Origin of the sequence: Clostridium sp. (assembly GCF_036781005.1) — a bacterium.
Lineage (GTDB): Bacteria > Bacillota > Clostridia > Clostridiales > Clostridiaceae > Clostridium_B.
In genome coordinates, this window is record NZ_DAIQBT010000030.1 from 1 (window position 1) to 23,520 (window position 23,520).

Genomic DNA, 23,520 nt, shown 5'->3' on the forward strand with positions numbered 1-23,520 from the left:
TGGTAATACAATTAATGGTATCCTTAATTATTCACAAAAGTCGTGGTTGAACCAAGATTATTCTATTTATTCTCCTTTGCAATATGAAGGAGTTTTTTTATTATGTTTCAATGAAATGAAGTATTTTTTATTTGTAAGTCGTTATATTATTATAAGGGTTAAAAAGGTGGTGGTGATTATTTGGGAAAATCAATTTGAAAATTATATAAAACAGTATCAGCGCCTAATCATTACTATTTGTTTTTCCTTTACTAAAAATTATTTTGATGCAGAGGACATAGCCCAGCAAACTTTTTTAACTGCTTATAAAAATATGAATAAATTTGATGGCAGGAATTTTAAGGCGTGGATCACAAAAATTGCATTAAATAAATGCAGGGATCATATAAAAAGTCCTGCTAGGAAATTAGAAAGTTTAAGTAGTGAAGATTTCAAATATATAGAGGATATAAAAGGATCCCCGGAAGAAAGCCTATTGAATAAGGATAGTGATGAAAGAATATATACTTTGTGTAGAAAACTAAAAGAACCTTACAGGGATGTAGCAGTAAATTATTTTTGTAAAAATATAAAACTTTCAGATATGGCAAAAGATACAGGGGAAAATTTAAAAACACTGCAGACAAGATTATATAGAGCAAAAAAACTTCTTAAGATTTTATGGAAGGAGGAATTTATTTGAGAGATGATCTATTTGATAGTAAAGGACACATAAGTGACTCATGTATGAAAAAGTTTAAAAGGGGAGAACTGGATAATAGAGAACTTATTGTTGTGTCTCAGCATATGGAGAACTGTGAAGAATGTATCCACCACCTTACGGATATTTTTTGTGATAGTGAACTTGAGAAAGTGCCCTTTGGATTTGAGGAAGAAGTAAAAAATAAAATAATTAAGCATAAAAATAGTCAGTTCTTATTTTATTCCCTTAGAGTTTCTGCTGCTGCCTGTATATCCCTTATATTTGTATTTTCAAGTACATTGAATTTTATAGCAAATACCAAGATGAAGACCTTGGAAATTAGTTCACCTAAATTTACAGTGGTGAATTCTATTAATAGGGAGCTTGGTAATTTCACCAATAAAATAGTTAATATGGAGGTATTTAACAATGAAAATGAGAAAAGGTAATTTTTTAACCACTTTTTTTTCTTTTCTTCCAGGTGCAGGACACATGTACATGGGATTTATGAAAATGGGATTGTCACTTATGTCTGCATTTTTCTTTGTAATATTTCTTTCAACATGGCTCAATATGGGTCCCCTTTTATTTGTATTGCCATTGATTTGGTTCTACTCTTTTTTTGACTGTTTAAATAAGCAGAGTTTACCTGAAGAAGAGTTCGTGCTTTTAGAAGATAATTATATGTTTTCCTTAGATGAATTTCTTCGTTGGGATAAAAATTTATTTAAAAAGAGAAGATTATTTTTTGGAATACTTATGATACTCTTAGGAATTTATCTTATATGGGATAATATTATATATATTATTGAACCATATATGGATAGGGAAGTTTATATCCTTATAACCTCTTTTACAAGAATTGCCCCTCAAGTAATTGTGGCAGTGGCAATAATTATAATTGGAGCAAAACTTATTATGGGAAAGAAAAAGGAGAGGAGTATGTATGATTAAAGGAAGAAGAGTAGGCACATTTACTTCAGGGGTGATTCTTGTGGTATTTGGAATAATGTTTTTAGTGCATAGTGCGTTTGGAAATATAAGCTATGAACTAATAATATCCTTGTGGCCGGTGATACTGATTCTTATTGGAATAGAGATTATTGCAGCTTATATAGTGAATAAGGATGAAAAAATAAGGTATGATATTGGAGCTATAGTTATTGTAATGGTACTTTGTGTTTTTGCCATGATAATGGGAGTAATGCAATTCATAATGCTAAATTATCCTCAATTTAGGAGTGTATTTTAGTTTTTAAAAAAACATATAACGTATTAAATGGAGCTTTCTATGATGAAGTTAAATATCAGAGAAAGCTGTTTTATTGTGTTAAAATTTAGCTGTTATCAATATATTTAATTTATAAATTAAATATATTGATAATTAATTATAAAATAATAAATATATTTAATATGTAAATTGAATATATAAAAATATAGTGATATACTATTTATGAAAGGAGATGATAGGTTGACATATAAAATAATAGGCAAATGTCCAATATGTAAATCTAAGCTTTTAATTTCAAAACTTAAATGTCCGAAGTGCAGCACTATAATTGAAAATAACTTTGAGATGTCAAAATTTGAATATTTAACTTTGGAACAGCTTAAATTTATAGAAGTGTTTCTAAAGAACAGAGGAAATATAAAAGATGTGGAAAAAGAGCTTGGAATATCCTATCCCACTGTAAGAGCGAAGCTTGATGAAGTTATAACGGCACTTGGGTATAATGCGGTTCAGGATTTAAAGGTTGATAAAAAGAAAGTAGTGGATATGTTAGATAAAGGACAGATAAGTGCAGATGAGGCTATTAAAATGTTAAATGAATAAATATTAAGAAGGAGGATGAAAAATGAGTGAAGAAATGGCAAGAGTGTTAAAGATGGTGGAAGAGGGTAAAATCACAGCTGACAAGGCCTTGGAACTTATAGAGTTACTTAAGGATAAAAATACAGATATTCAGTTTTCTTCAGATAATGACATTATGGATAAAATGTTAAAGATAAGAGTTAATTCTAATGATGGTGATAATGTAAATGTAAATCTTCCAGTGAAATTTATAAAGATAATGCTTAAGACTGTGGGCAAAATTTCTCTAAAAGACAATGTAAAAGGAATGGAAAATATTGATTTGAATCTTATTTCGGAAGCTATAGACAATGGATTATTAGGAAAAATAGTGGATGTAAAAAGTGCAAATGGAGATATAGTAGAGGTGATAATAGAATAGGGAGAATGATATATGAGAGTGTATATAAAATCAGGAAAAATAAGATTTATAATACCTGTGCCATTTATATTTTTAAGACTTGGTATATCAATATTTAGTTCATCTTTTGTTAAAAGATATATTCCCCAAAAAGAAAGAAAATATTTTGATATGATTGATCCTAGGGAATTTTCAAAATGCCTTGGAATTTTAAAAGAATATAAAGGATTGAGAGTTGTGGAAGTTATGGCAAAGGATGGTAGTGAAGTGGTCATAATACTGTAATAATTATGAACCTTAAATCATATAGAATAAAAAATTAATCTCCATGGCTGGATTTATTACATGGAGAATTTTTTATTTATTTTAAAATTACATTGGTTATATGCAGTGGTATTTGATATAATAGAAACCATAAAGAATATCTCTAAATAGACACATTTCTATAAGTAATCATCTATAAATAGAATTGAGAAGAGAGGAAGACATATGAAGAAATTCTGCAGAGCAGTAATGTATTGTATTGGACTTGTAATACTTGCATTTGGAATTATATTAAATACGAAGACCAGCTTAGGTGTATCACCTATTATTTCCATTCCTTATTGTATTTCTAATATTTGGGGAGTTAATTTAGGAAATGCCACTTTATGCACCTATATATTGTGTGTAGTGGGGCAAATGTTACTTCGGGGAAAGAAATTTCGTTATTTTGATCTGCTTCAGATTCCTATGAGTGTGATATTCAGCAGAGTGATTAATATATTTAATGATATTATAATTATAAATTGTGATAATTTGGGGTTCAGATTGCTTTTACTTGCTGCAGCCATTATACTTACTGGAATAGGGGTAGCTATTTCTGTTGAGATGAAGTTTGTTCCAAATGCAGCGGATGGCCTTACACAGGCCCTGGGAGAGAGGATGAATAAAGGTCTTGGCTTTGCAAAAAACATGATAGATGTAGCATGTGTCACAATAACCCTACTTATAGGATTGACATTTGGAGGAAAGGTAATTGGAATTGGAATTGGAACCTTGGCAGCAGTACTGGGAGTAGGACGTTCCATAGCTTTTGTAAGTATGCTGTTTAAAAAGCAAATGAATGCACTTGTAAATTAAAGGAAGTAATCTTATGGTATGGAGGTATATATGAAGAATAATAATACGATTAAATTAAGTAAAGAGAAAAAGGATGAAATGATTTCTTCAATAAAAAATTATTTCCTAGAAGAAAGAGGAGAAGAGTTAGGAGATTTGGCTTCAAGTCTTATTTTAACATTTGTTATGGAAGAATTGGCACCGGAATTTTATAATCAAGGAGTTTATGATTCCTACAAGTATATGAATGACAGAATTGAAGATTTACTATCAATACAAAAATATTAAAGATATATTTAAGAAAGTGAGGTTTTATTTTTGAGGATAATTGATTTAACACATACCATTTCAGAGGATATGCCAGTTTATCCAGGCACAGAATCACCTAAATTAAAAGTTGCAAACATATACGAAAAAGATGGATTTAAAGAAAATTTACTCACCATGTCTTCTCATACTGGAACACATATGGATTCTCCAGCTCATTTATTTCCAGAGAGAACCACTTTAGATGCTTTTTCTATAGAGCAATTTGTAGGAAAAGCACTGGTAATTGACTGCAGTGATTTAAAGGAAGGGGAAAGAATCACTATGAAATGTATCGATGAAGTGAAAGAAACAGCTGATATGGCACAATTTATTTTATTTCATACTGGTTGGGATAAGTGGTGGGGGACAAATTCTTATTTTGGAGAGTACCCATATATTACAGAGGGGGTCTGTGAATATCTGATTTCCAGCAAGAAAAAAGGAATAGGGTTGGATACCATAGGAATTGATCCTATTTCAGATGAAAATCTAACCATCCATAAAAAACTTTTTTATAAAACAGATATGATTATCATGGAAAACCTAACTAACTTGCAAAAAGTAGGTAGTAAACTATTTACATTGTGTGCTCTTCCAGTAAAATTTGATAATTCTGACGGAGCACCTATTAGGGCTGTTGCTATTATGGATGAATGGCAGCAGCTTTAATTATATATTCTTTAACAATTAACTGGTTTAAAAAAGTCAAAACTGCATATTCTATGTTATATAGAATAAAAAATAATTTGCTGTTTATTTTAGATATTTGAAATTGCAATTTGAGTAAGTTCATAGAAAAGTATGAAAGGGATGAATTAGATGAAAGGAAAATTTGTAGCAGGAGCCATAATTGGAACAGCAGTAGGCATGATGATAGTACCTGAATTGGATAAAAGCACTAAAAGAAAGATAAGAAGAACCTCCAGATACTTAAGAAACAGCATGGGGAATATATATGGTAAAATGTCAAATCTTATACTATGATGTTTTCAAATGTAATATTAAAAGTGTATTTTTTATATAATACACTTTTAATATTGAATTTTTGATATTATTTACTAAATACTCTCTATCTATGCCAATATAGTTAAAAATTTTTCTTTTGTTCCTAAAAATATGGTATAATTAAAATAGTTATTTAATAAAATTTTAATATAGTTAAAATAAAAACATAAGGGCAAAGGAAGAGGGAATATATGGAAATACTTTCTTTAGGAGAGAAAATAAAAAGAAGAAGAAAAGAGCTTAACATGACCTTGAAGGATTTGGCAGGAGATAGAATTACACCGGGTCAGATAAGTCTTGTAGAATCCGGAAAGTCAAATCCTAGTATGGATCTATTGGAATACTTGGCATTTGAATTAAAAACCTCTATTGAATATCTAATGGAATCGGAAGAAACCCAGGCAGAAAAAATCTGTACTTATTTTGAAAATATAGCTGAATCTTATATAATAAATGAAAATTTAAATCAGTCAGAAGGATACATTGACAAGGCATTATATTATGCTGAAAAATATTTTTTGGAATATAAAAAAGCAAGGAATTTATATTTAAGAGGTATGGTGCATATGGCTAAAGGTGAGTATCCTATTGCACAGCAATTTTTATTATCTGCAAATGTTATATTTATAAAAGATAATAAATATGAAGAAACTATAAACACCTTTGTGAATTTGGGGAAAATATCTAAAAAGTTAAAAGCCTACTATTCCTCTTTAAGTTATTTTCAGCAAGCAGAAACGGTATATGAAGAAAATAATCTGGGAGAGGATTTCATGCTTGCACAAATATATTATTATATAGCTTCTGTAAATTTTAAACTGGAGAATATTCCAGAAGCTATAAATTATTCTTATCTGGCAAAGGAAAAATTCAAACAGATGGACAATGAGAAAGAATATGCAAAGACACTTTTCCTATTGGCAGAGGAGTATAAAAAAAGAGGAGATATAGATAATGCTATAAAATATTCCAGGAGAACCTTGGATGTATATAGAAAATTAGATGATATAGTTAATATTGCAAATATTGAGAATAATTTGGGCAAGCTTTTTTTTGAATTTGATAATGTTGAAGAATCTTTTATACATCTGAATAAGGCAAAAGAATTAAGGTTAAAGCTTAAGGATAGTAATATAATTGAAACACTTGTAAATATGTGTGAAAATTACATAAAGTTAAAGGATATACCCAATTCCAAAAAAGTTCTTCAGGAAATAATGGAAAGAATAGATGAAGGTAATGATAGAACCTTGGTATATTATTATTTATTGAAATTTAGAATAGATATGCTAGAATCCAATAAGAAGGAAGCGGAAAATACACTTATAAGTGCATTGAACTTTGTTAAAAATATGGATTATACTAAAGAGATTGGTGATATTTCTATAATATTAGGAAAGTTTTATATAGATAATAAAAGAGATAGGGAAGCAGCAAAATATTTAAATGAGGGCGTTAATATTTTTAAAAAAATTGGTATATTGAAAGAGATTTAAGTAAAACGGGTGAGTAATTATGGAAATACTTTCTACTGGAGAAAAGATTAAAAGAGCAAGAATATATAGGGGGTATACCTTAAAGGAACTTTGCGATAAGAAAATATCAGTATCTAAGATGAGCTGTATTGAAAATGATAAGGTAAAGCCTGAGGAATGGATATTAAAGTTTATAGCCAATAAACTTGAAGTTGATATTTTATATTTAAAACAGGACATAAAAGAGCAAATATTAAAAAATATAGAGAATATAGTTAAAAGTGATGAGAGTAAAGATAATGAAGAAATTTTAAAATATAATTTAAAGTTTGCAAGAGAGGGCAATTATATAGATATATGTTTTCAAATATTACATCTTTTATTTAACTGTTATTTGGATAAAGAAGAGTTGGAAAAAGCACAGCATATAATACATAACTATTACTATTATCTACAAAAATGTTTTTCTTATGAAAGATCCGTAGTATACTATATAGATATTGCTAAATGTTTTTTTATGTGCAGAGAATTTTTACATGCGTTAAATTATTATAATAATGCCATAGATATTGGAGTGAAAATTGATAATAAGGAACTTTTGGTAAAAGCTCTTTATTATCAGGCAAGGTGTTATTTCGAAATGGGTGATTATAAAAAATCTTATGAAAGTGCTAATAGTATTATTGATTTAATGGATTTTTTAAAAGAAGATGTGAAAAAGGCAAAAATATATCATTTGATGGCACTTCTTTCTCTTAAAACCAATATAGGAGAATTTAAGATATATGAAAAAAAGGTAGATATACTTTATGGCAATAAGCCAAGAGATAAAGCTAAGGACTTGTTTGATTATGCCTATGCCCTCTTTAGCTTGGATATGAAAGAGGAAGCAGTACGTTATCTGATTAAAGCACAGGATATATATCCTAAAGATAACGTAAAAGAATTAGTGAAATTCTACCTTATGATTGTAAATATTTTAATAAAAAACGAAGTTTTGGATAAAGTACAGGACACCTGTGATGTAGTTTTAAATTATGCTATATCTTTAAATGATATAGAGTATATAGAAAAAGCCTATTATTATAAAGCTGTTATACTTATAAAACAGGGAAATTTTGAATTTGGTGAGATGTATATGAATCTATCACTGGATACTCTTCTTAAATTTGCTACAAGTACTAAAATATATAAAAGATATATAAAAATGGGAGAAATGTACCATAAGATGGGGAGTGTCTCAGAATCAATCAAGTATTTTGATTTTGCTATAAAGTTAGAACAAAAATATGATTTTTAATAGATATTTAATCTATTAAAATAAATTTTAAGAAGGGAGGACAGTTGCATTAAAACTTAAGAAAAAGTTTTAGGCAACCAATTGTGTAATATGGATATAGATAAACTTACTATGAAAGTTCAACAGGCAATAAATAATGCACAGAGCATAGCTATAAGTTATAACCACCAACAGATAGATGTTATTCATTTGTTTTCAGCATTAGTATTTGAGGAAAATGGTTTAATTCCAAATATATTTGGGAAAATGTCTGTAGATGTAAAAGCATTGGTAAATTCAACTAAAGAAACGTTAGATAAAATGCCTAAAGTACTTGGGGAAGGTGCCAGAGGTTCTTCTGTTTATGCTACAAGAAGATTTGAAGAAATTTTTATAAAGGCGGAAAATATAACTAAGAAATTTAAAGATTCCTATATAAGTGTAGAACATGTAATGCTTGCTATTATGGGAAGTGGTTCTAGAGAAGTAGAAGAGATTTTAAAGAAGTTCAATATAACAAAAAATGAATTTTTACGAGCATTGACATTGATTAGAGGAAATCAAAGGGTAGATACCCAGGATCCAGAGGGAACTTATGAGGCATTGGCTAAATACGGAAGAGATCTTATTGAAGAAGCCAAAAAACATAAATTGGATCCAGTAATAGGCAGAGATGAAGAAATTAGAAGGGTAGTTAGGATAATTTCAAGAAGAACTAAGAATAATCCGGTGCTTATAGGAGAACCGGGAGTGGGCAAAACTGCCATAATTGAAGGGCTGGCGGAAAGAATTGTAAGAGGAGATGTACCTGAAGGGTTAAAAGATAAAATAATATTTTCACTGGATATGGGGGCTTTAATTGCAGGAGCAAAATTCAGAGGAGAGTTTGAAGAGAGACTAAAAGCGGTACTTAAGGAAGTTGAGAAAAGCCAGGGGAAGATAATATTGTTTATAGATGAGATTCACACTATAGTTGGAGCCGGAAAAACAGAAGGTTCCATGGATGCTGGAAATCTAATCAAACCAATGCTTGCCAGAGGAGAACTGCACTGTATTGGTGCCACTACTTTTGATGAATATAGAAAGTATATAGAAAAGGATAAAGCATTAGAGAGAAGATTCCAACCTGTAGTTATAGATGAACCTAATATTGAAGACTCTATTTCCATACTTAGGGGGCTTAAAGAAAAATTTGAAATATACCACGGCATAAGAATTCATGATTCTGCTATTATAACAGCGGTTAAACTTTCGGATAGATATATAACGGATAGATATTTGCCTGATAAAGCCATAGATTTAATTGATGAGTCCTGTGCCATGATAAGGACGGAAATTGATAGTATGCCAACTATTATGGACAGTGTGAAAAGAAAGATATTTCAGCTTCAGATTGAAAAGGAGGCTCTATCTAAAGAAAAGGATGAAGCTTCTAGGGAAAGACTTGAAGATTTGGAAAAGGAACTGAGTAATTTAAAAGAGAAAGATAATGAGCTTACTTCAAAATACGAAATGGAAAAATCCAATATATCTCAAGTAAGAAATTTAAAAAAACAACTAGATGAGGTAAAAGGACAAATTGAAAAGGCAGAAAGAGAGTACGACTTAAATAAAATGGCAGAATTGAAATATGGAGTTGTTCCAAAACTGGAAAAGGAAATAGAAAAAGAAGAAGAGAAGCTAAGAGAAAATAATGAAAATGCCATGCTAAAAGAAGAAGTAACAGAACAGGAAATTTCAAATATAGTATCTAAGTGGACCGGAATACCTGTTTCAAAATTGGTAGAAGGAGAAAGGGAAAAACTTCTTAAGTTAGAAGAAGAACTTTCAAAGAGAGTTATAGGACAAAAAGAAGCAGTTATAGCAGTATCCAATGCCGTCATAAGAGCCAGGGCAGGGATGAAAGATCCTGGAAGGCCAATAGGTTCTTTTATATTCCTGGGGCCAACAGGTGTAGGCAAAACGGAACTTGCAAAAACTCTGGCAAGAACATTATTCGATAGTGAAGAAAATATAATCAGAATAGATATGTCAGAATATATGGAAAAGTATTCTGTGTCAAGACTCATAGGTGCACCTCCAGGATATGTAGGTTATGAAGAAGGAGGACAGCTTACAGAAGCGGTAAGAAGAAAACCCTACAGTGTAATATTGTTTGATGAAATTGAAAAGGCACATGACGATGTATTTAATGTGTTTTTGCAGATACTAGATGATGGGAGACTTACGGACAATCAGGGTAAAGTAGTGGATTTTAAAAACTGTATTATAATTATGACATCCAATATAGGTAGCAGTTATTTGCTTGAAAATAAAAGGGCAAGTGGAATAGAAGAAGAGATAAAGCATAAGGTAATGAATGAAATGAAGTTAAAATTCAAACCGGAGTTTTTAAATAGACTGGATGATATAATAATGTTTAAGCCACTTAATACAGAAGAAATTAAATTTATAATAGACATATTCTTAAGAAATATAGAAAATAGACTTAAGGATAGAAGTATTTCTTTAATTGTAGAAGAAAGTGCCAAGGAAGTTATGGCTAGGGAAGGATATGATCCTGTTTATGGAGCCAGACCTTTAAAAAGATATATAGAGAGTGTACTTGAGACATCTATAGCAAAAAAGATAATTAATGGAGAAATATACAATGGATGTACTATAAAAGTTGATTATGATGGGGACTTCAATATTAATTTGAGTGAGCATTAAATAGTTAGATAAATCAGAGAACCATGCGTATGTGTATTCCTTATAAACAAACTCAAGATGAGTCTTTGAGTTACTTCATAGGAAAATAAACCAGGGGAAATTATACTTTTCTCCTGGTTTCTCTTGTTATTATGAAGTTTTTAGCACGTATTTCCAATTCATCATCTAAAGGTTCCAGTGTTACAGTACCATATTTTCTTGTTAGGGCTATACTTATAAACCTATCTGCTAATTCTGGATTTTTAGAGAGAAGAGAACCGTGAAAATATGTACAAAAACAATTTTTATATATACATCCTTCATAACCATCTTCACCATTGTTTCCATAGCCTACAATGACTTTTCCAAGAGGTTCTAAGTCTCCAATATAAGTTCTCCCAGAATGATTCTCAAAGCCTACATAGGTTTCCTTAAAACGCTGGTTATATATTACAGTATTTCCTATAAATCTTTTATCACCGCTTTCAGTATAAATATCCAGTACATTAAGACCGGAAAGTTTTTCACCTTGAGGAGTGGAATAATATTTTCCTAGGAGCTGATATCCTCCGCAAATTGATAAAAACACGTTTCCATTTTCAATGTAATTTAAAATACCTTCTCTTTTATTTTTTACCAGATCTTCAGATACTATGGACTGTTCATAGTCTTGACCACCTCCGAAAAAAGCTATATCATATTTAGATTCATCAAAGGGATCTCCAAGAGATATGTTAAATATGTTTACATTTATACCTCTTTTTTGGGCTCTGTATTTTAAAATAAGTATATTTCCTAAATCTCCATATACATTCAGTAAATCGGGGTATAGGTGACATATATTCAAATCCATTTTATATAACTCCTTATTGAAATATTTTTACCAAAATTTTTTAATATAACCTTTAAAGTTGAGAAATTTTCTGAAGTTTATCATGGCAGTGTAGGTAGCCAGCACATATACTGTGTTCAATTTGCAATTTTTTATTTCTTCAGTAAGAGACTCATAGGTTTCAGAGATTATAAAGTCCTTGTTTGGCAAACCTGCAATTTTTAATCTTACAGCCATATCATAAGGTCTTATACCGGAAATCATTATCTTATCTATATTTAAAGAGGATAGTTTTTCAAAATCGACATCCCATATCCAGGAAACATCTCTTCCGTCTGCATAATTGTCATTTAAAAGTACTACCAGGTTAAAAGTCCTATTATCAAGAGTTAAAGTATTTATGGCCTGATCATAGCCTGCAGGATTTTTTACTAAAATTATCTTGACTTGCTTATCCCCTATTCTTATGTTTTCATGTCTTCCAAAACTGCTTTTCTGATTTTTGAGGGAGTTATATATATTAGAAATAGGTATATCACATACCATAGCTACAGAATATGCACAGAGAGCATTGTACATATTATATGTACCTGGCTGGTTTATGTAATATTCTTTTTCATTTATAATTACAAGAGAACCCTCTGGGGTCTGTTCTTTTATTTCATCTAAAGTATAGTCTAGTTCAGGACGCTTATAGCCACAGTTAGGGCAATAATAATCTCCTAAATGGTTGTATGTGAGAAAATTATACATATAGGGACTTTTGCATTTTTTGCAGAACTTGGCATCAGAATTAAGGGATACTTTTTTATCTTCAGTAAGAGAACAGCTGAATCCATAATAAATGGTTCTATTTGGTAAATTCAAATCTCCAAGAAGAGATTCATCTCCATTTAAAACCAAATTTGAAAGAGGAACTTTTTCAATTCCCTGGATAATTTTATTTAATGTAGAGTAAACTTCACCGTATCTGTCCAGTTGATCTCTAAATAAATTAGTAATAGTTATAATTTCTGGTGTTACATAATGTGTAAACAAAGGTATATTTGCCTCATCACACTCTATTACTGCATATTTTGTACTGCAGCATTTTTTAAATGAATAATTTTCTATAAAGCAAGATACTATTCCCGTAAGCATGTTAGCTCCGGTACTATTTGTAATTACACATTTTTTTGCATCTTTTAGTATGTTGTATATCATGCTTGTAGTTGTAGTTTTACCGTTTGTACCAGTTATAATTATAATTTTATAGTCATTACATACAGTTTTTAAAATGTTTTTATCTAATTTCAATGCAACTTTTCCAGGGAAATTACTTCCTCCTTTAAATAAAATTTTTGATAATTTTATTACAAGTTTGCAAATAATAATACTAAAAAAAGAATTTATATTAATCTTGTACACCACCCTTTGTTCAGACACATTAATCATAGTAAGTCATATAAGCTTTAAGATAACTCTTAAATATTATAATACAATATAAGAACTTTTACATCAAAAAAGTAAAAGTTATCTATATAATTCTCATATTTTAATAGGATTTTAAATGTCATAAAATTATATTAAAATATTATTATCATATAGTTATGTAATTTTGTATAAATATTTAAATTATAAGTATAAATATAAAAAACTATATATTGCCAGGGAACATTATGAAAAATAATTTATAGAAAATATATCTGCTAGAATTTAATTCATTAAAATTTAAAGAAATAACAGTGAAGGATTTTAAAATTGAAGTTGCATAAATAATATAGCACATAGATAAAAAGTATAGCTTATATAAGGAGCTTTTTTAAATATATATTATATTAATGCAAGGATAGTGATAAAAATGATGCATAATGAAAATAAAATAATCTTTTGTGTTGCATTTTTCTATAAATGGTGTAATATATATAATATAAAATATTAGGGGGAAGTAGTATGAGTATGGACTTATCGTATTTAAATATTAAAGGATATAAAAATGTGTATAAAAATTTATCACCTGCTAAATTAGTACAGCTAGCTATTGAAAGAGAAGAAGGATGCCTATCTAATAAGGGGGCTTTAATAATTAATACAGGAAAGTATACAGGCAGATCCCCTAAGGATAGGTTTATAGTTAATCAGGACAGTATAAAGGATAAAATAAACTGGGGAAGTGTAAATTTATCTATAGAGGAAGAAATTTTTGATAGAATGTATGATAAAGCTTTAAACTATTTAAAAAATAAAGATATATTTGTATTTGATGGATTTGTAGGAGCCTTAAAAGAATATACTCTTCCTATAAGGGTCATATGTGAAAAAGCCTATGAAGCTTTATTTGCCAATCAGTTATTTAGAAGACCGGAAAAGGAAGATTTACAATCTTTTGTACCTGGATTTAATCTGATAGCAGTACCAGGTCTTAAGTCCCAGGGAAAAGCAGATGGCTTAAATTCAGAAGCTTTCGTATTAATAAATTTTGACAAGAAAATTATACTGATAGGAGGAACCCAGTATCTTGGAGAGATAAAAAAATCCTTATTTTCTGTAATGAATTTTTTACTGCCTGAAAAAGGAGTTCTTCCAATGCATTGTTCTGCAAATATAGGAAAAGACGGCAAGACATCTCTCTTCTTTGGACTTTCAGGAACGGGAAAGACTACTTTGTCAGCGGATGCGGAGAGAAAGTTAATTGGAGATGATGAACATGGATGGTGCGACAAAGGTGTATTCAATTTTGAAGGGGGTTGCTATGCAAAAACCATAAGGTTGGATAAAGAAAAGGAGCATGAAATATATAATGCCATAAGATTTGGTACTGTACTTGAAAATGTAGTTACAGATGAATATGGAGTACCTGATTATAATGATGCAAGATATACAGAAAATACAAGAGGAGCGTATCCTATTGATTATATAGATAATATAGAAAAAAGCGGAGTTGGAGGAAATCCTGAAACCATTATATTTTTAACTGCGGATGCTTTTGGTGTAATGCCTCCTATATCAAAGCTTTCAAAGGAAGCTGCCATGTATCATTTCATGTCGGGATATACAAGTAAAGTATCTGGTACAGAGAGAGGTATAGTTGATCCAGAAGCAACCTTTTCATCTTGTTTTGGAGAACCATTTATGCTTATGAATCCTGCAGTATATGCTAAATTATTAGGAGAAAAAATAGACAAACATAATACAGAAGTATATCTGGTAAACACAGGATGGCTAAGTGGAGGATATGGAAAAGGGGATAGGATAAACCTTCCTTATACAAGAGCTATGATTAGGGAAGCTTTAAATGGCAAGTTTAAAAATATAGAATTTGTAGAACATCCTGTATTTAAAATAATGATGCCTAAGGAGTGCCCTGGAGTTCCAAAGGAAATGCTGGATCCTAAAAACACTTGGACAGATAAAGAGGCTTATGATGCAGCGGCAAAAGAACTAGCTTTAAAATTCAATGAGAATTTTAAAAAGTTTGGAAGTGTTTCAGAGGATATAGTTAAAGCAGGACCTGAAGTTAGACGGTTTACTTGCATATAAAGTGATTGAGAAGTTTATAGATAGTCTTAAAAAACTGTTTTCTTTATTATTATAGAAAACAGTTTTTTTGTGTAACAATTTATTAATAATATAGTGGTTGTGGGCAGGCTTATAATGATAGTATAATAGTAGTTGTTGTAAAAATTAAAAACATAGAGAGTGAGTGGAAATAATGGAATTAATCTTTATTATTAAAGCTGCTATTATTGGGGTGGTAGAGGGAATAACGGAGTTTTTGCCAGTATCTTCTACAGGGCACATGATAATAGTGGGGAATTTGATAAACTTTAAAGCACCAACTTATGATAAAGTTTATATAAACATGTTTGAAATTGTAATTCAGCTGGGAGCTATACTTGCTATAGTGGTTCTTTACTGGGATAAAATATTCAATTCTCTTAAAAATATCAAGCCGGGTAAATGGGGGTTTAAACTTTGGGTAACTATTTTGGTTGCATTTTTACCTTCTGCTATTGTGGGGTTCAAACTTAATGATTTTATTGAAGCAAAACTATTTAATCCAATTACAGTAGCCTCTGCACTGGTAGTTGGAGGAATACTTATGATATATATGGAAAATAAATACAGAAGAGGAAACAGTACCAGGAGTATTGAAGACGTAAATATAGTACAGGCTTTTAAAATAGGATGTTTTCAATGTCTTGCCCTATGGCCTGGAATGTCAAGAAGTGCTTCTACAATAATGGGAGGATGGATAAGCGGGCTTACCAATGTGGCTGCAGCAGAGTTTTCTTTTTTCCTAGCCATACCAACCATGGTAGCCGCATCTGGATGGTCCCTTTTGAAAGTAAAAATAGATATGAGTATAATGCAGGTTATAGGTCTGTCTGTGGGGTTTATAGTTTCATTTTTAGTAGCCTTGGTAGTAGTGGAAAAATTTATGAGTTTTTTAAAAAGAAAACCTATGAGGGTTTTTGCTATATATAGAATATTTATAGGCGTCATAGTGCTTTTACTAGCTGCAGGGAAAATTATAAGTGTTTAAAAATAATATTATTTAAAATGTATATACTAGTGTAATGGAAGTGCCAGTTAATTGAAATGACTTTAGTTGATAAAGAAAGGTTGTAATACTTATGAATCCAATAGCTTTTTCTGTTGGTGGTTTTCAAATAAGATGGTATGGGATAATGATAGCCTTGGGGGTCTTAGTGGCTCTCATTTTAGCTAATTTAAATTGCAGGTATAAAGGATATAATTTTGACAGTATAATAGATGTGTTCTTGATATCTTTCCCTATAGCTATTATAGGAGCTAGAATTTATTATGTCATCTTTCAGTTTCAAGATTATAGGGACACCCCTCTGGATATATTCAATATAAGGCAGGGAGGACTTGCTATTCATGGAGGAGTTATATTTGGACTGGCGGCGGCTTATATAGTTTCTAGATATAAAAAGATGGATTTTATAAAATTGTGGGATTTTGCTGCACCTTCCATAATTATTGGTCAGGCCATAGGAAGATGGGGGAATTTTTTTAACGGGGAAGCTCATGGAGGAGTGGTAAGTTATGAATTTATTAGTAATTTTCCTCTGTTTATACAAAAGGGAATGTACATAAATGGTGATTATTATAATCCTACATTTTTATATGAATCCCTTTGGGATTTAATAGTATGTATTATTTTAGTTTATATTTTTAGGAAAAAGCATAAAAAAGGAGCTGTAATATGTACTTATATTGGATTGTATTCACTGGGAAGATTTTTTATAGAGGGACTGAGAACGGACAGTTTAATGCTTGGGCATATTAGAATAGCACAGATGGTTAGTTTAATAGGAATTTTATTGAGTATAAGTTTTTTTATATACTTTAGAAGCAGAGGAAATAAAGTTGATTAAATTAAGGGCTGCCTGGCAGCCCTTTCCTATTCTGATAATTTTAAATCCAGCTTTTTAGTAGAGCCATTTCTATAAACTACTACAGAAATAGTGTCTCCAGATTCATGAGTAGCTTTTATGGTATTTATTTCGCTTATGGATTTAACAGATTTACCATCAAATTTTTGTATTATATCTCCTGCTTTTAGCCCTGCTTTTTCAGCGGCACTGAATTCTTCTACCTCAGCTACATATACTCCTTCTGGAAGATTGTATTGCTGAGACAAAGTTGAGTCTATATCCCTTCCTGCAATTCCAATTTTTAGCGCAGGTTTCAAAAGTCCAGTTAACTTGGATTTTACCGTATTTATAGGAATGGCAAAACCTATGCCTTCTACACCGTTTCCGCCTATTTTAGCGGAATTTATACCTATTACCTGTCCAAGTGAATTCACAAGAGCTCCTCCACTATTTCCGGCATTTATAGCTGCATCTGTCTGCAAAAATGTCTGAGTAGTATTTCCAGTGTTTATTTCCCGTTTTGTAGCACTTATGATACCACTTGTTACAGAACCCATAAGTTCTTTACCTAGAGGATTTCCAATGGCCACTACGGAATCGCCTACTTGAATTTTATCTGAATCCCCAAGTTCTGCTACAGCAGGCATGGTGGCAGATTGAGTTACCTTTATTACAGCTAAGTCCTGATCTGCATCATAATTTATAACTTTAGCAGGAACTTCTTTATTTGTACTTAATATTACTGTTATGCTTTGGGCACTTTGCACTACATGGTAATTTGTAAGTATATATCCATCAGAACTTATTATTATTCCAGATCCCATGCCGTCATCTTCTTGGGTGTTTCCATTTGAAAATCCAAATGTGTTGTTTTGAGAGACAGTTTTAATGGATACCCCAACTACTGCAGGGCTTACCTTTTTGGCTATTTCAGCCACTGTAAGGCTACCTGTGCTGGTAGTGGATATGGTAGATGCCTTGGTCTGTGAGGTGGTAGATGTATTGGTATTTGAATTAATGCTCTCATAAAGGGGAGTATTTTTAAAAAAAGTTGCAGAGGGTATTAAATATAAAAATGCTGCTACTGACACACTTCCTCCTATAAGGCTGGAAATCAGTCCCACTGCTATATAGGACAAAAGTTTTTTGAATCTGGAAGTTTTTTTGGATTTATCTGTAAAATCATACTTTACTAGTGCCTTTGAAGTATTTTCATCTTTATTAAAGTTATCCATACAAGGATCCCTCCCTTAAATTAATATAACCATTTTATTATTATATAATAAATGCAGTTTGTTACAGTTGTATGGCAGAACTGTTAAAGAGTTATGACAATTTTATTGAATATGTGTTACAATTATTTGAAAATGATAATTATGAGTTTAATATATAGAATTTGTTTTACAATAAAACAGAAAGGTATTACACTTAAATGTATGAAGGAGGTGCTTTTTATTTTGGAACGTTCTATTAAATTAGGAAGTGAAAAAATAAGCAAATTGCTGCTTGAATTTTCTATACCAGCTATAGTTGGCATGTTAGTGAACTCATTATATATTGTAGTAGATAGAATGTTTATAGGAAGAGTTGTAGGAGCTATGGCCATATCTGGAGTGAGTCTTACATTTCCTATAGCAATTATAGTAATGGCTTTTGGAATGTTGGTAGGTATAGGAGCTGCTGCCAGAATATCCATAAAACTTGGCCAAAATGATAAGCAGGGAGCAGAACACATATTAGGCAATGCGTTAGTGCTTCTTATTATAGTGTCTATTATGGTGACTATAGCAGGTGTTATATTGGTAAATCCTATGCTTAGAGCCTTTGGTGGAAGTAATAATACCATAGGTTATGCCAGAGAATTTATTACTATAATACTTTGGGGTTCTATATTTCAAATAATAGGATTTGGACTTAATAATGTAATAAGATCAGAAGGTAATCCTAAAAAAGCTATGACCACAATGCTTATAGGGGGAATAACAAATATAATACTGGACTTTTTATTTATATATATATTTCATTTTGGCATAAAGGGAGCCGCTTTTGCTACCGTTACCGCCCAATGTATAAATATGATATGGGTTCTGTATTATTTTTTAAGAGGAAATAGTTTGCTCAAGATAAGAAAAGAAAATTTGATACTGAAATTAGAAACAGTTACAAGTATATTTTCCATAGGTATGTCTCCTTTTGCCATGCAGCTTGCAGCCAGTGTTGTAAATATAGTATTAAACAGAAGTCTTGGAATATACGGAGGAGATTTGGCTATAGGAGCTATGGGAATAATAAATGGAATAGTTACGGTAACCCTTATGCCTATATTTGGAATTAATCAGGGGGCTCAACCAGTAATTGGCTTTAATTATGGAGCTGAATTATACATCCGTGTAAAAAAGGCATTGAAACTGGCAATTATAGCGGCCACTGTAATATCCACTATGGGAGCACTGTGTGCTCATATTTTCCCAAATGTTTTGGTAGGATTTTTTAATAAGTCAGATGCCAATTTGATGGCTATAACAGTAAATGGGATGAAGATATATATGTTATTGTTTCCTATAGTGGGGTTTCAAGTTGTAAGTTCTAATTTTTTTCAAGCCATAGCAAAAGCAAAGATTTCTATGTTTTTGGCACTTTCAAGGCAGGTAATAGTACTTATTCCGATGCTTTTTTTATTACCCCGGTTTTTTGGACTCACCGGAGTATGGATGGCGGCACCAGTATCTGATGGAGTGGCATCCATATTAACGGCAGCATTTTTAATGACTCAAATTAAAAAATTGAATTCTGGGGATAAAATGGATTCATCTGGTAATAATATATCCTTGGGAGAGGTATAAGTGTTTTTAAATTTTTAAGAAGAGGAGAAGTAGGATTTTATGGAGAAGTGTTATGACTCCACTATACTTGGCAAGGATTATGAAAAGTCAATGAACAGATCTGAAAGGAAAGAAAGGGGAAGTTTTTATACCCCTTATTTTATAGTAGAATATATAGTAGAAAATACTCTGTCAAATCTGAATGTAAGATTAAATCCTTTTGTTAAAATACTGGATCCTTCCTGTGGAAGTGGTTACTTTTTGTTGGAGGCATATCATATTCTGATGAAAAAATTCAGTGAAAATTTAGAAAGTATACGTATGGATTATAAAGATGAAAGGTATATTATTGAAACTGAAAATGGATTTAAAAATATATGTGGGTTAGAATACTGGCAATATTCTAACTTGAGTTATCATATACTTAAAGAATGTATATATGGAGCAGACATAGACCATAAAGCTTTAGAATTTGCAAAAATAAACTTGCGTAAAAAAAGTGGAGTTAATTTTAATTTTAAAAATAATATTATATGCTGTAACAGTCTTATAAGATGGGAGAAGGAGCAGGATAAGGATGGAATTTTATATATATCTAACTTTTGGAAACAAAGATACGACTATGTAATTGGGAATCCTCCCTGGGTTTCTTTAAGTAGAAAGCATAAGAAGGATATAGGGGAAAACTTAAAGGAATATTATAGTAGAAATTACAAAGGTAATACATATTTGCCCAATTTGTATGAATATTTTATAAAAAGATCTATGGAAATTCTAAAAGCGGGGGGAAGATTTGGACTCATAATTCCAGATAGATTAGCAAGTAATCTTCAATATAAAGATTTTAGAAAGAAACTTCTTGAAAAATGTAATATAATAAATATTGTATTTGAAATAAAATTTCCAGAGATAAATACAGATACTATGATTATAATAGCTGAAAATAAGTATGACAGATATAATAAGATAAGGGTAGATGTGTATAAAAAATTTGCATATGTTATAGAACAAAATGAGTATATAAAAAATTTAAATTATGAACTTTCTTATTGTCACAACATTAAGGGACTGGATATAAAAAAACTCATTGACAAAGATAGTGTGATGCTGGGGAAGGTATGTAAGACTTTTACAGGTTTTATAGGATATAAAGAAAAAATTGCTTCTGTTAGAACGGATATAAAACAAGCTGAGATATTGAAAGGGGAGAATATAAAGAGATTTCAAGTACTGAATAATTATTATTATGATTTCAACCCCTGTAATGTAAAGGGCGGAACCAATGACATAAAAAAACTTACAAGTAAAAATAAGATAGTTATAAGGAAAACTGGAAAACGTTTAATAGCTGCATTAGATACAGAAGGCAGAATAATAGAACAGTCACTGTATGGCATAATATGCACTGATAAAAAGTTTTCTCATTATTATGTATTAGGGCTATTGAACTCAAAATTAATCCAATGGTATTATTTGAATTTTCTAATAACCAATGCTAATTCTACTCCACAGATTAAAAAATTTAGCTTGGATAGAATACCTGTAAATAATTCTAACATGACATATATAAAAAATATAGAAACTTTGGCAAATAAATTGGTGAAACAAAAAGGGGAAAACATCATGGTTGAAAGAGAATTGGATAAAGCAATATTTTCATTATATAATATTGATTATAATTATAGAAGTATAATATTGAAAGATATAGAAAATATGATAGGATTAAAGAAAGGAGGGAATAATAAATGATTACTTTAATTGGTATTGTAATGATAATATTAACTTTATGTCTTTTGTTATCGATAATAGGAGTTATAATGCTTCCAGTTGTGGGAGTAGTAGTTGCTATAGCTTTATTTGTAGCCTTAATTGGTATAGCTTTTAAAATAGTATTTTCTCTTCCTTTTTTAATAGTAATTGTAATACTTTATATTATATACATTGCCAGAAGATAGACAAGCTGATCAGAATATAATGTTAACTTTTTTTAAACATAAATATTGACTTATCATATATATAATGATAAGATAATTACGTAAATTTACTAAATTTTTCGATAAATCATTCGTATAATCTTGATAATATGGTTCAAGAGTATCTACCAAGGCACCAAAAATCCTTGACTATGAGTGAATCACGGGAAAGTAATATTTTATTATTTTCTAATTTGGATTGCCCGTAATTCATGTTAGAAATTTTTTTATTTTTGGAGGTATTAATATGAATGTTGAAAAAAACAAGCTGGACTCATTTTTTAAATTAACGGAAAATAACACCAGTGTAAAGACAGAAATTATAGCAGGAATTACCACATTTATAACTATGGCCTACATAATTTTTGTGAATCCTAACATACTTATGCAATCGGGGATGAATTCTCAAGGGCTTATGGGAGATGCAGCTGTAAAAGCTGGATTATCTGTAGGAAATGATCCTCTAGTGGCATCTATATTTGCAGCTACTTGTATAGCCGCAGCTGTTGGAACCCTTATTATGGCTCTCTATGCAAATCTTCCTTTTGCACAGGCTCCAGGGATGGGGTTAAATGCATTTTTTACCTATAGTGTTTGTTTAGGTATGGGATACACATGGCAGCAAGCATTGGCAGCAGTGTTTATTTCTGGAGTAATTTTTATAATAATTACAGTAACTTCTATAAGGGAAAAAATTATTGATGCAATTCCTAAAAATCTAAAATTTGCCATATCAGGTGGTATAGGACTTTTTATAGCATTAATAGGGCTTAAGAATTCAGGTATTATAATATCAGATCCTTCTACACTAGTAGCTTTTGGAAAATTAACCAGCCCGGGAGTACTGTTGGCTATTATAGGAGTTTTAATTACAGCTGTGCTTATGGCGAGAAATATCAAAGGATCCATATTAATTGGAATAATTTTAACTACAATAATTGGAATACCTTTTGGAGTAACAAAACTTGCAGGAATAAAGTTAATAAGTGCACCACCTTCTCTGGCACCTACATTTTTGGCTTTTGATTTTAAAGGCCTTTTTAGTATGGAAGCGGGAGTAATAGGAGCAATTACCAGTGTGCTTACAGTAATTATTACCTTTACTTTAGTTGATTTATTTGACACTATAGGAACTTTGGTGGGAACAGCGGAAAAGGCAGGTATGGTTGATGAGTCAGGAAAATTTAAGAATATGAATAAAGCTCTTCTTTCAGACTCTGTAGCAACTACTGTAGGCTCAGTACTTGGAACTAGCACTGTTGTTACATATGTGGAATCTACATCAGGGGTGTCCACAGGGGGAAGAACTGGACTTACATCTGCTACAGTAGGAATACTATTTATACTTGCATTGTTTTTCTCTGGAGTGGTTGGAATAGTTCCAACACAAGCCACAGCTCCAGCACTTATAATTGTAGGGGTACTTATGATGGGAGCGGTTACTAAAATAGATTTTAATGATTTTTCAGAAGCACTTCCAGCTTTCTTTGCTATAGCATTCATGCCGTTTAGTTATAGCATAGCAAATGGTATAGCTGCTGCAGTAATATTTTATCCAATAGTTAAGATTGCTACAGGAAAATACAAGGAAGTCCATCCTATAATATATATACTTGCAGTATTGTTTATATTCAGATTTGCAATGCTGGCATAAAATTTATATTAAATTTATTTGAACTTATTATATATATTTAAATTTTTAAATTCTAGATGACTACACAGCCTGTTGAAAATTTACCAGTTTTCAACAGGCT

24 protein-coding genes and 1 riboswitch are annotated in these 23,520 nt (G+C 30.8%); of the genes, 21 read left to right on the forward strand and 3 right to left on the reverse strand.

The features are described from left to right. Nucleotides 1-169 precede the first annotated feature (169 nt). From V7Q02_RS11845 to clpB, 14 genes are all read left to right on the forward strand, one after another. Nucleotides 170-682, forward strand: a complete 513-nt coding sequence (locus V7Q02_RS11845) for an RNA polymerase sigma factor (protein ID WP_333861257.1) — start codon at nt 170-172, stop codon at nt 680-682. Then, nucleotides 679-1,131 carry a hypothetical protein gene (locus V7Q02_RS11850; RefSeq protein ID WP_333861215.1) on the forward strand — a complete coding sequence of 151 codons (453 nt, stop codon included), beginning with the start codon at nt 679-681 and terminating at the stop codon, nt 1,129-1,131. Before V7Q02_RS11845 ends, V7Q02_RS11850 begins: the two co-directional genes overlap by 4 nt. Then, nucleotides 1,112-1,636, forward strand: a complete 525-nt coding sequence (locus tag V7Q02_RS11855; protein WP_333861216.1) for a hypothetical protein — start codon at nt 1,112-1,114, stop codon at nt 1,634-1,636. Before V7Q02_RS11850 ends, V7Q02_RS11855 begins: the two co-directional genes overlap by 20 nt. Next, nucleotides 1,629-1,934, forward strand: a complete 306-nt coding sequence (locus V7Q02_RS11860) for a LiaI-LiaF-like domain-containing protein (RefSeq protein WP_333861217.1) — start codon at nt 1,629-1,631, stop codon at nt 1,932-1,934. The genes V7Q02_RS11855 and V7Q02_RS11860 overlap by 8 nt, the downstream gene beginning before the upstream one ends. Before the next feature lie 219 nt (nt 1,935-2,153). Further along, nucleotides 2,154-2,516 (forward strand): DUF2089 domain-containing protein, encoded by a 363-nt coding sequence (locus tag V7Q02_RS11865; protein ID WP_333861218.1) that lies wholly within the window; start codon nt 2,154-2,156, stop codon nt 2,514-2,516. Between the two features lie 22 nt (nt 2,517-2,538). Next, nucleotides 2,539-2,916 (forward strand): SHOCT-like domain-containing protein, encoded by a 378-nt coding sequence (locus V7Q02_RS11870; protein ID WP_333861219.1) that lies wholly within the window; start codon nt 2,539-2,541, stop codon nt 2,914-2,916. 12 nt (nt 2,917-2,928) lie between these two features. Further along, nucleotides 2,929-3,180, forward strand: coding sequence for a hypothetical protein (locus tag V7Q02_RS11875; protein ID WP_333861220.1), 252 nt, complete (start codon nt 2,929-2,931; stop codon nt 3,178-3,180). A gap of 204 nt (nt 3,181-3,384) precedes the next feature. Continuing rightward, the gene (locus V7Q02_RS11880; RefSeq protein WP_333861221.1) at nt 3,385-4,017 is read left to right on the forward strand and encodes a DUF6198 family protein; all 633 of its coding nucleotides are present in this window, start codon (nt 3,385-3,387) and stop codon (nt 4,015-4,017) included. A 30-nt stretch (nt 4,018-4,047) separates the two neighbouring features. Further along, nucleotides 4,048-4,284, forward strand: coding sequence for a DUF2164 domain-containing protein (locus tag V7Q02_RS11885; RefSeq protein WP_333861222.1), 237 nt, complete (start codon nt 4,048-4,050; stop codon nt 4,282-4,284). 30 nt (nt 4,285-4,314) lie between these two features. Further along, on the forward strand, nt 4,315-4,974 hold the full coding sequence (locus tag V7Q02_RS11890; protein WP_333861223.1) for a cyclase family protein: 660 nt from the start codon (nt 4,315-4,317) through the stop codon (nt 4,972-4,974). 150 nt (nt 4,975-5,124) lie between these two features. Beyond that, nucleotides 5,125-5,289 (forward strand): YtxH domain-containing protein, encoded by a 165-nt coding sequence (locus tag V7Q02_RS11895; RefSeq protein ID WP_333861224.1) that lies wholly within the window; start codon nt 5,125-5,127, stop codon nt 5,287-5,289. 212 nt (nt 5,290-5,501) lie between these two features. Continuing rightward, a complete protein-coding gene (locus V7Q02_RS11900) occupies nt 5,502-6,806 on the forward strand; it encodes a helix-turn-helix transcriptional regulator (RefSeq protein ID WP_333861226.1) in 1,305 nt (434 codons plus the stop codon). A gap of 19 nt (nt 6,807-6,825) precedes the next feature. Next, nucleotides 6,826-8,085 carry a tetratricopeptide repeat protein gene (locus V7Q02_RS11905; protein WP_333861227.1) on the forward strand — a complete coding sequence of 420 codons (1,260 nt, stop codon included), beginning with the start codon at nt 6,826-6,828 and terminating at the stop codon, nt 8,083-8,085. Nucleotides 8,086-8,175: 90 nt separating this feature from the next. Next, entirely contained in the window at nt 8,176-10,776 is a 2,601-nt protein-coding gene (clpB, locus tag V7Q02_RS11910) for an ATP-dependent chaperone ClpB (RefSeq protein WP_333861228.1), read from the forward strand. Nucleotides 10,777-10,876: 100 nt separating this feature from the next. Here clpB and V7Q02_RS11915 read toward each other — a convergent pair whose 3' ends face one another. Both V7Q02_RS11915 and V7Q02_RS11920 read right to left on the reverse strand, forming a co-directional pair. Further along, nucleotides 10,877-11,608, reverse strand: coding sequence for a type 1 glutamine amidotransferase (locus V7Q02_RS11915; RefSeq protein WP_333861229.1), 732 nt, complete (start codon nt 11,606-11,608; stop codon nt 10,877-10,879). 27 nt (nt 11,609-11,635) lie between these two features. After that, nucleotides 11,636-12,994 carry a Mur ligase family protein gene (locus V7Q02_RS11920; RefSeq protein WP_333861258.1) on the reverse strand — a complete coding sequence of 453 codons (1,359 nt, stop codon included), beginning with the start codon at nt 12,992-12,994 and terminating at the stop codon, nt 11,636-11,638. Nucleotides 12,995-13,519: 525 nt separating this feature from the next. On the opposite strand from V7Q02_RS11920, the gene pckA reads away from it, so the two are divergent. The 3 genes from pckA to lgt all read left to right on the forward strand — a co-directional run bounded on the left by pckA (nt 13,520) and on the right by lgt (nt 16,971). Then, nucleotides 13,520-15,106, forward strand: a complete 1,587-nt coding sequence (gene pckA / locus V7Q02_RS11925) for a phosphoenolpyruvate carboxykinase (ATP) (protein ID WP_333861230.1) — start codon at nt 13,520-13,522, stop codon at nt 15,104-15,106. Between the two features lie 172 nt (nt 15,107-15,278). Next, on the forward strand, nt 15,279-16,112 hold the full coding sequence (locus V7Q02_RS11930; RefSeq protein WP_333861231.1) for an undecaprenyl-diphosphate phosphatase: 834 nt from the start codon (nt 15,279-15,281) through the stop codon (nt 16,110-16,112). A gap of 91 nt (nt 16,113-16,203) precedes the next feature. Next, nucleotides 16,204-16,971: a prolipoprotein diacylglyceryl transferase gene (gene lgt / locus V7Q02_RS11935; protein ID WP_333861232.1), complete on the forward strand. Its 768-nt coding sequence runs from the start codon at nt 16,204-16,206 to the stop codon at nt 16,969-16,971. A 26-nt stretch (nt 16,972-16,997) separates the two neighbouring features. On the opposite strand, the gene V7Q02_RS11940 is transcribed toward lgt, so the two are convergent. Continuing rightward, the gene (locus V7Q02_RS11940; RefSeq protein ID WP_333861233.1) at nt 16,998-18,206 is read right to left on the reverse strand and encodes a S1C family serine protease; all 1,209 of its coding nucleotides are present in this window, start codon (nt 18,204-18,206) and stop codon (nt 16,998-17,000) included. A gap of 222 nt (nt 18,207-18,428) precedes the next feature. Between V7Q02_RS11940 and V7Q02_RS11945 the strand changes: the two genes are divergently transcribed. From V7Q02_RS11945 to V7Q02_RS11960, 4 genes are all read left to right on the forward strand, one after another. Next, the gene (locus V7Q02_RS11945; RefSeq protein WP_333861234.1) at nt 18,429-19,814 is read left to right on the forward strand and encodes an MATE family efflux transporter; all 1,386 of its coding nucleotides are present in this window, start codon (nt 18,429-18,431) and stop codon (nt 19,812-19,814) included. A gap of 39 nt (nt 19,815-19,853) precedes the next feature. Beyond that, nucleotides 19,854-21,542: a TaqI-like C-terminal specificity domain-containing protein gene (locus V7Q02_RS11950; RefSeq protein WP_333861235.1), complete on the forward strand. Its 1,689-nt coding sequence runs from the start codon at nt 19,854-19,856 to the stop codon at nt 21,540-21,542. Further along, a complete protein-coding gene (locus V7Q02_RS11955) occupies nt 21,539-21,748 on the forward strand; it encodes a hypothetical protein (RefSeq protein WP_333861236.1) in 210 nt (69 codons plus the stop codon). The genes V7Q02_RS11950 and V7Q02_RS11955 overlap by 4 nt, the downstream gene beginning before the upstream one ends. 90 nt (nt 21,749-21,838) lie before the next feature. Next, nucleotides 21,839-21,939, forward strand: a riboswitch (purine riboswitch). Nucleotides 21,940-22,013: 74 nt separating this feature from the next. After that, complete coding sequence (locus V7Q02_RS11960; protein ID WP_333861237.1) at nt 22,014-23,420, forward strand: NCS2 family permease; 1,407 nt, start codon at nt 22,014-22,016, stop codon at nt 23,418-23,420. Nucleotides 23,421-23,520 lie beyond the last annotated feature (100 nt).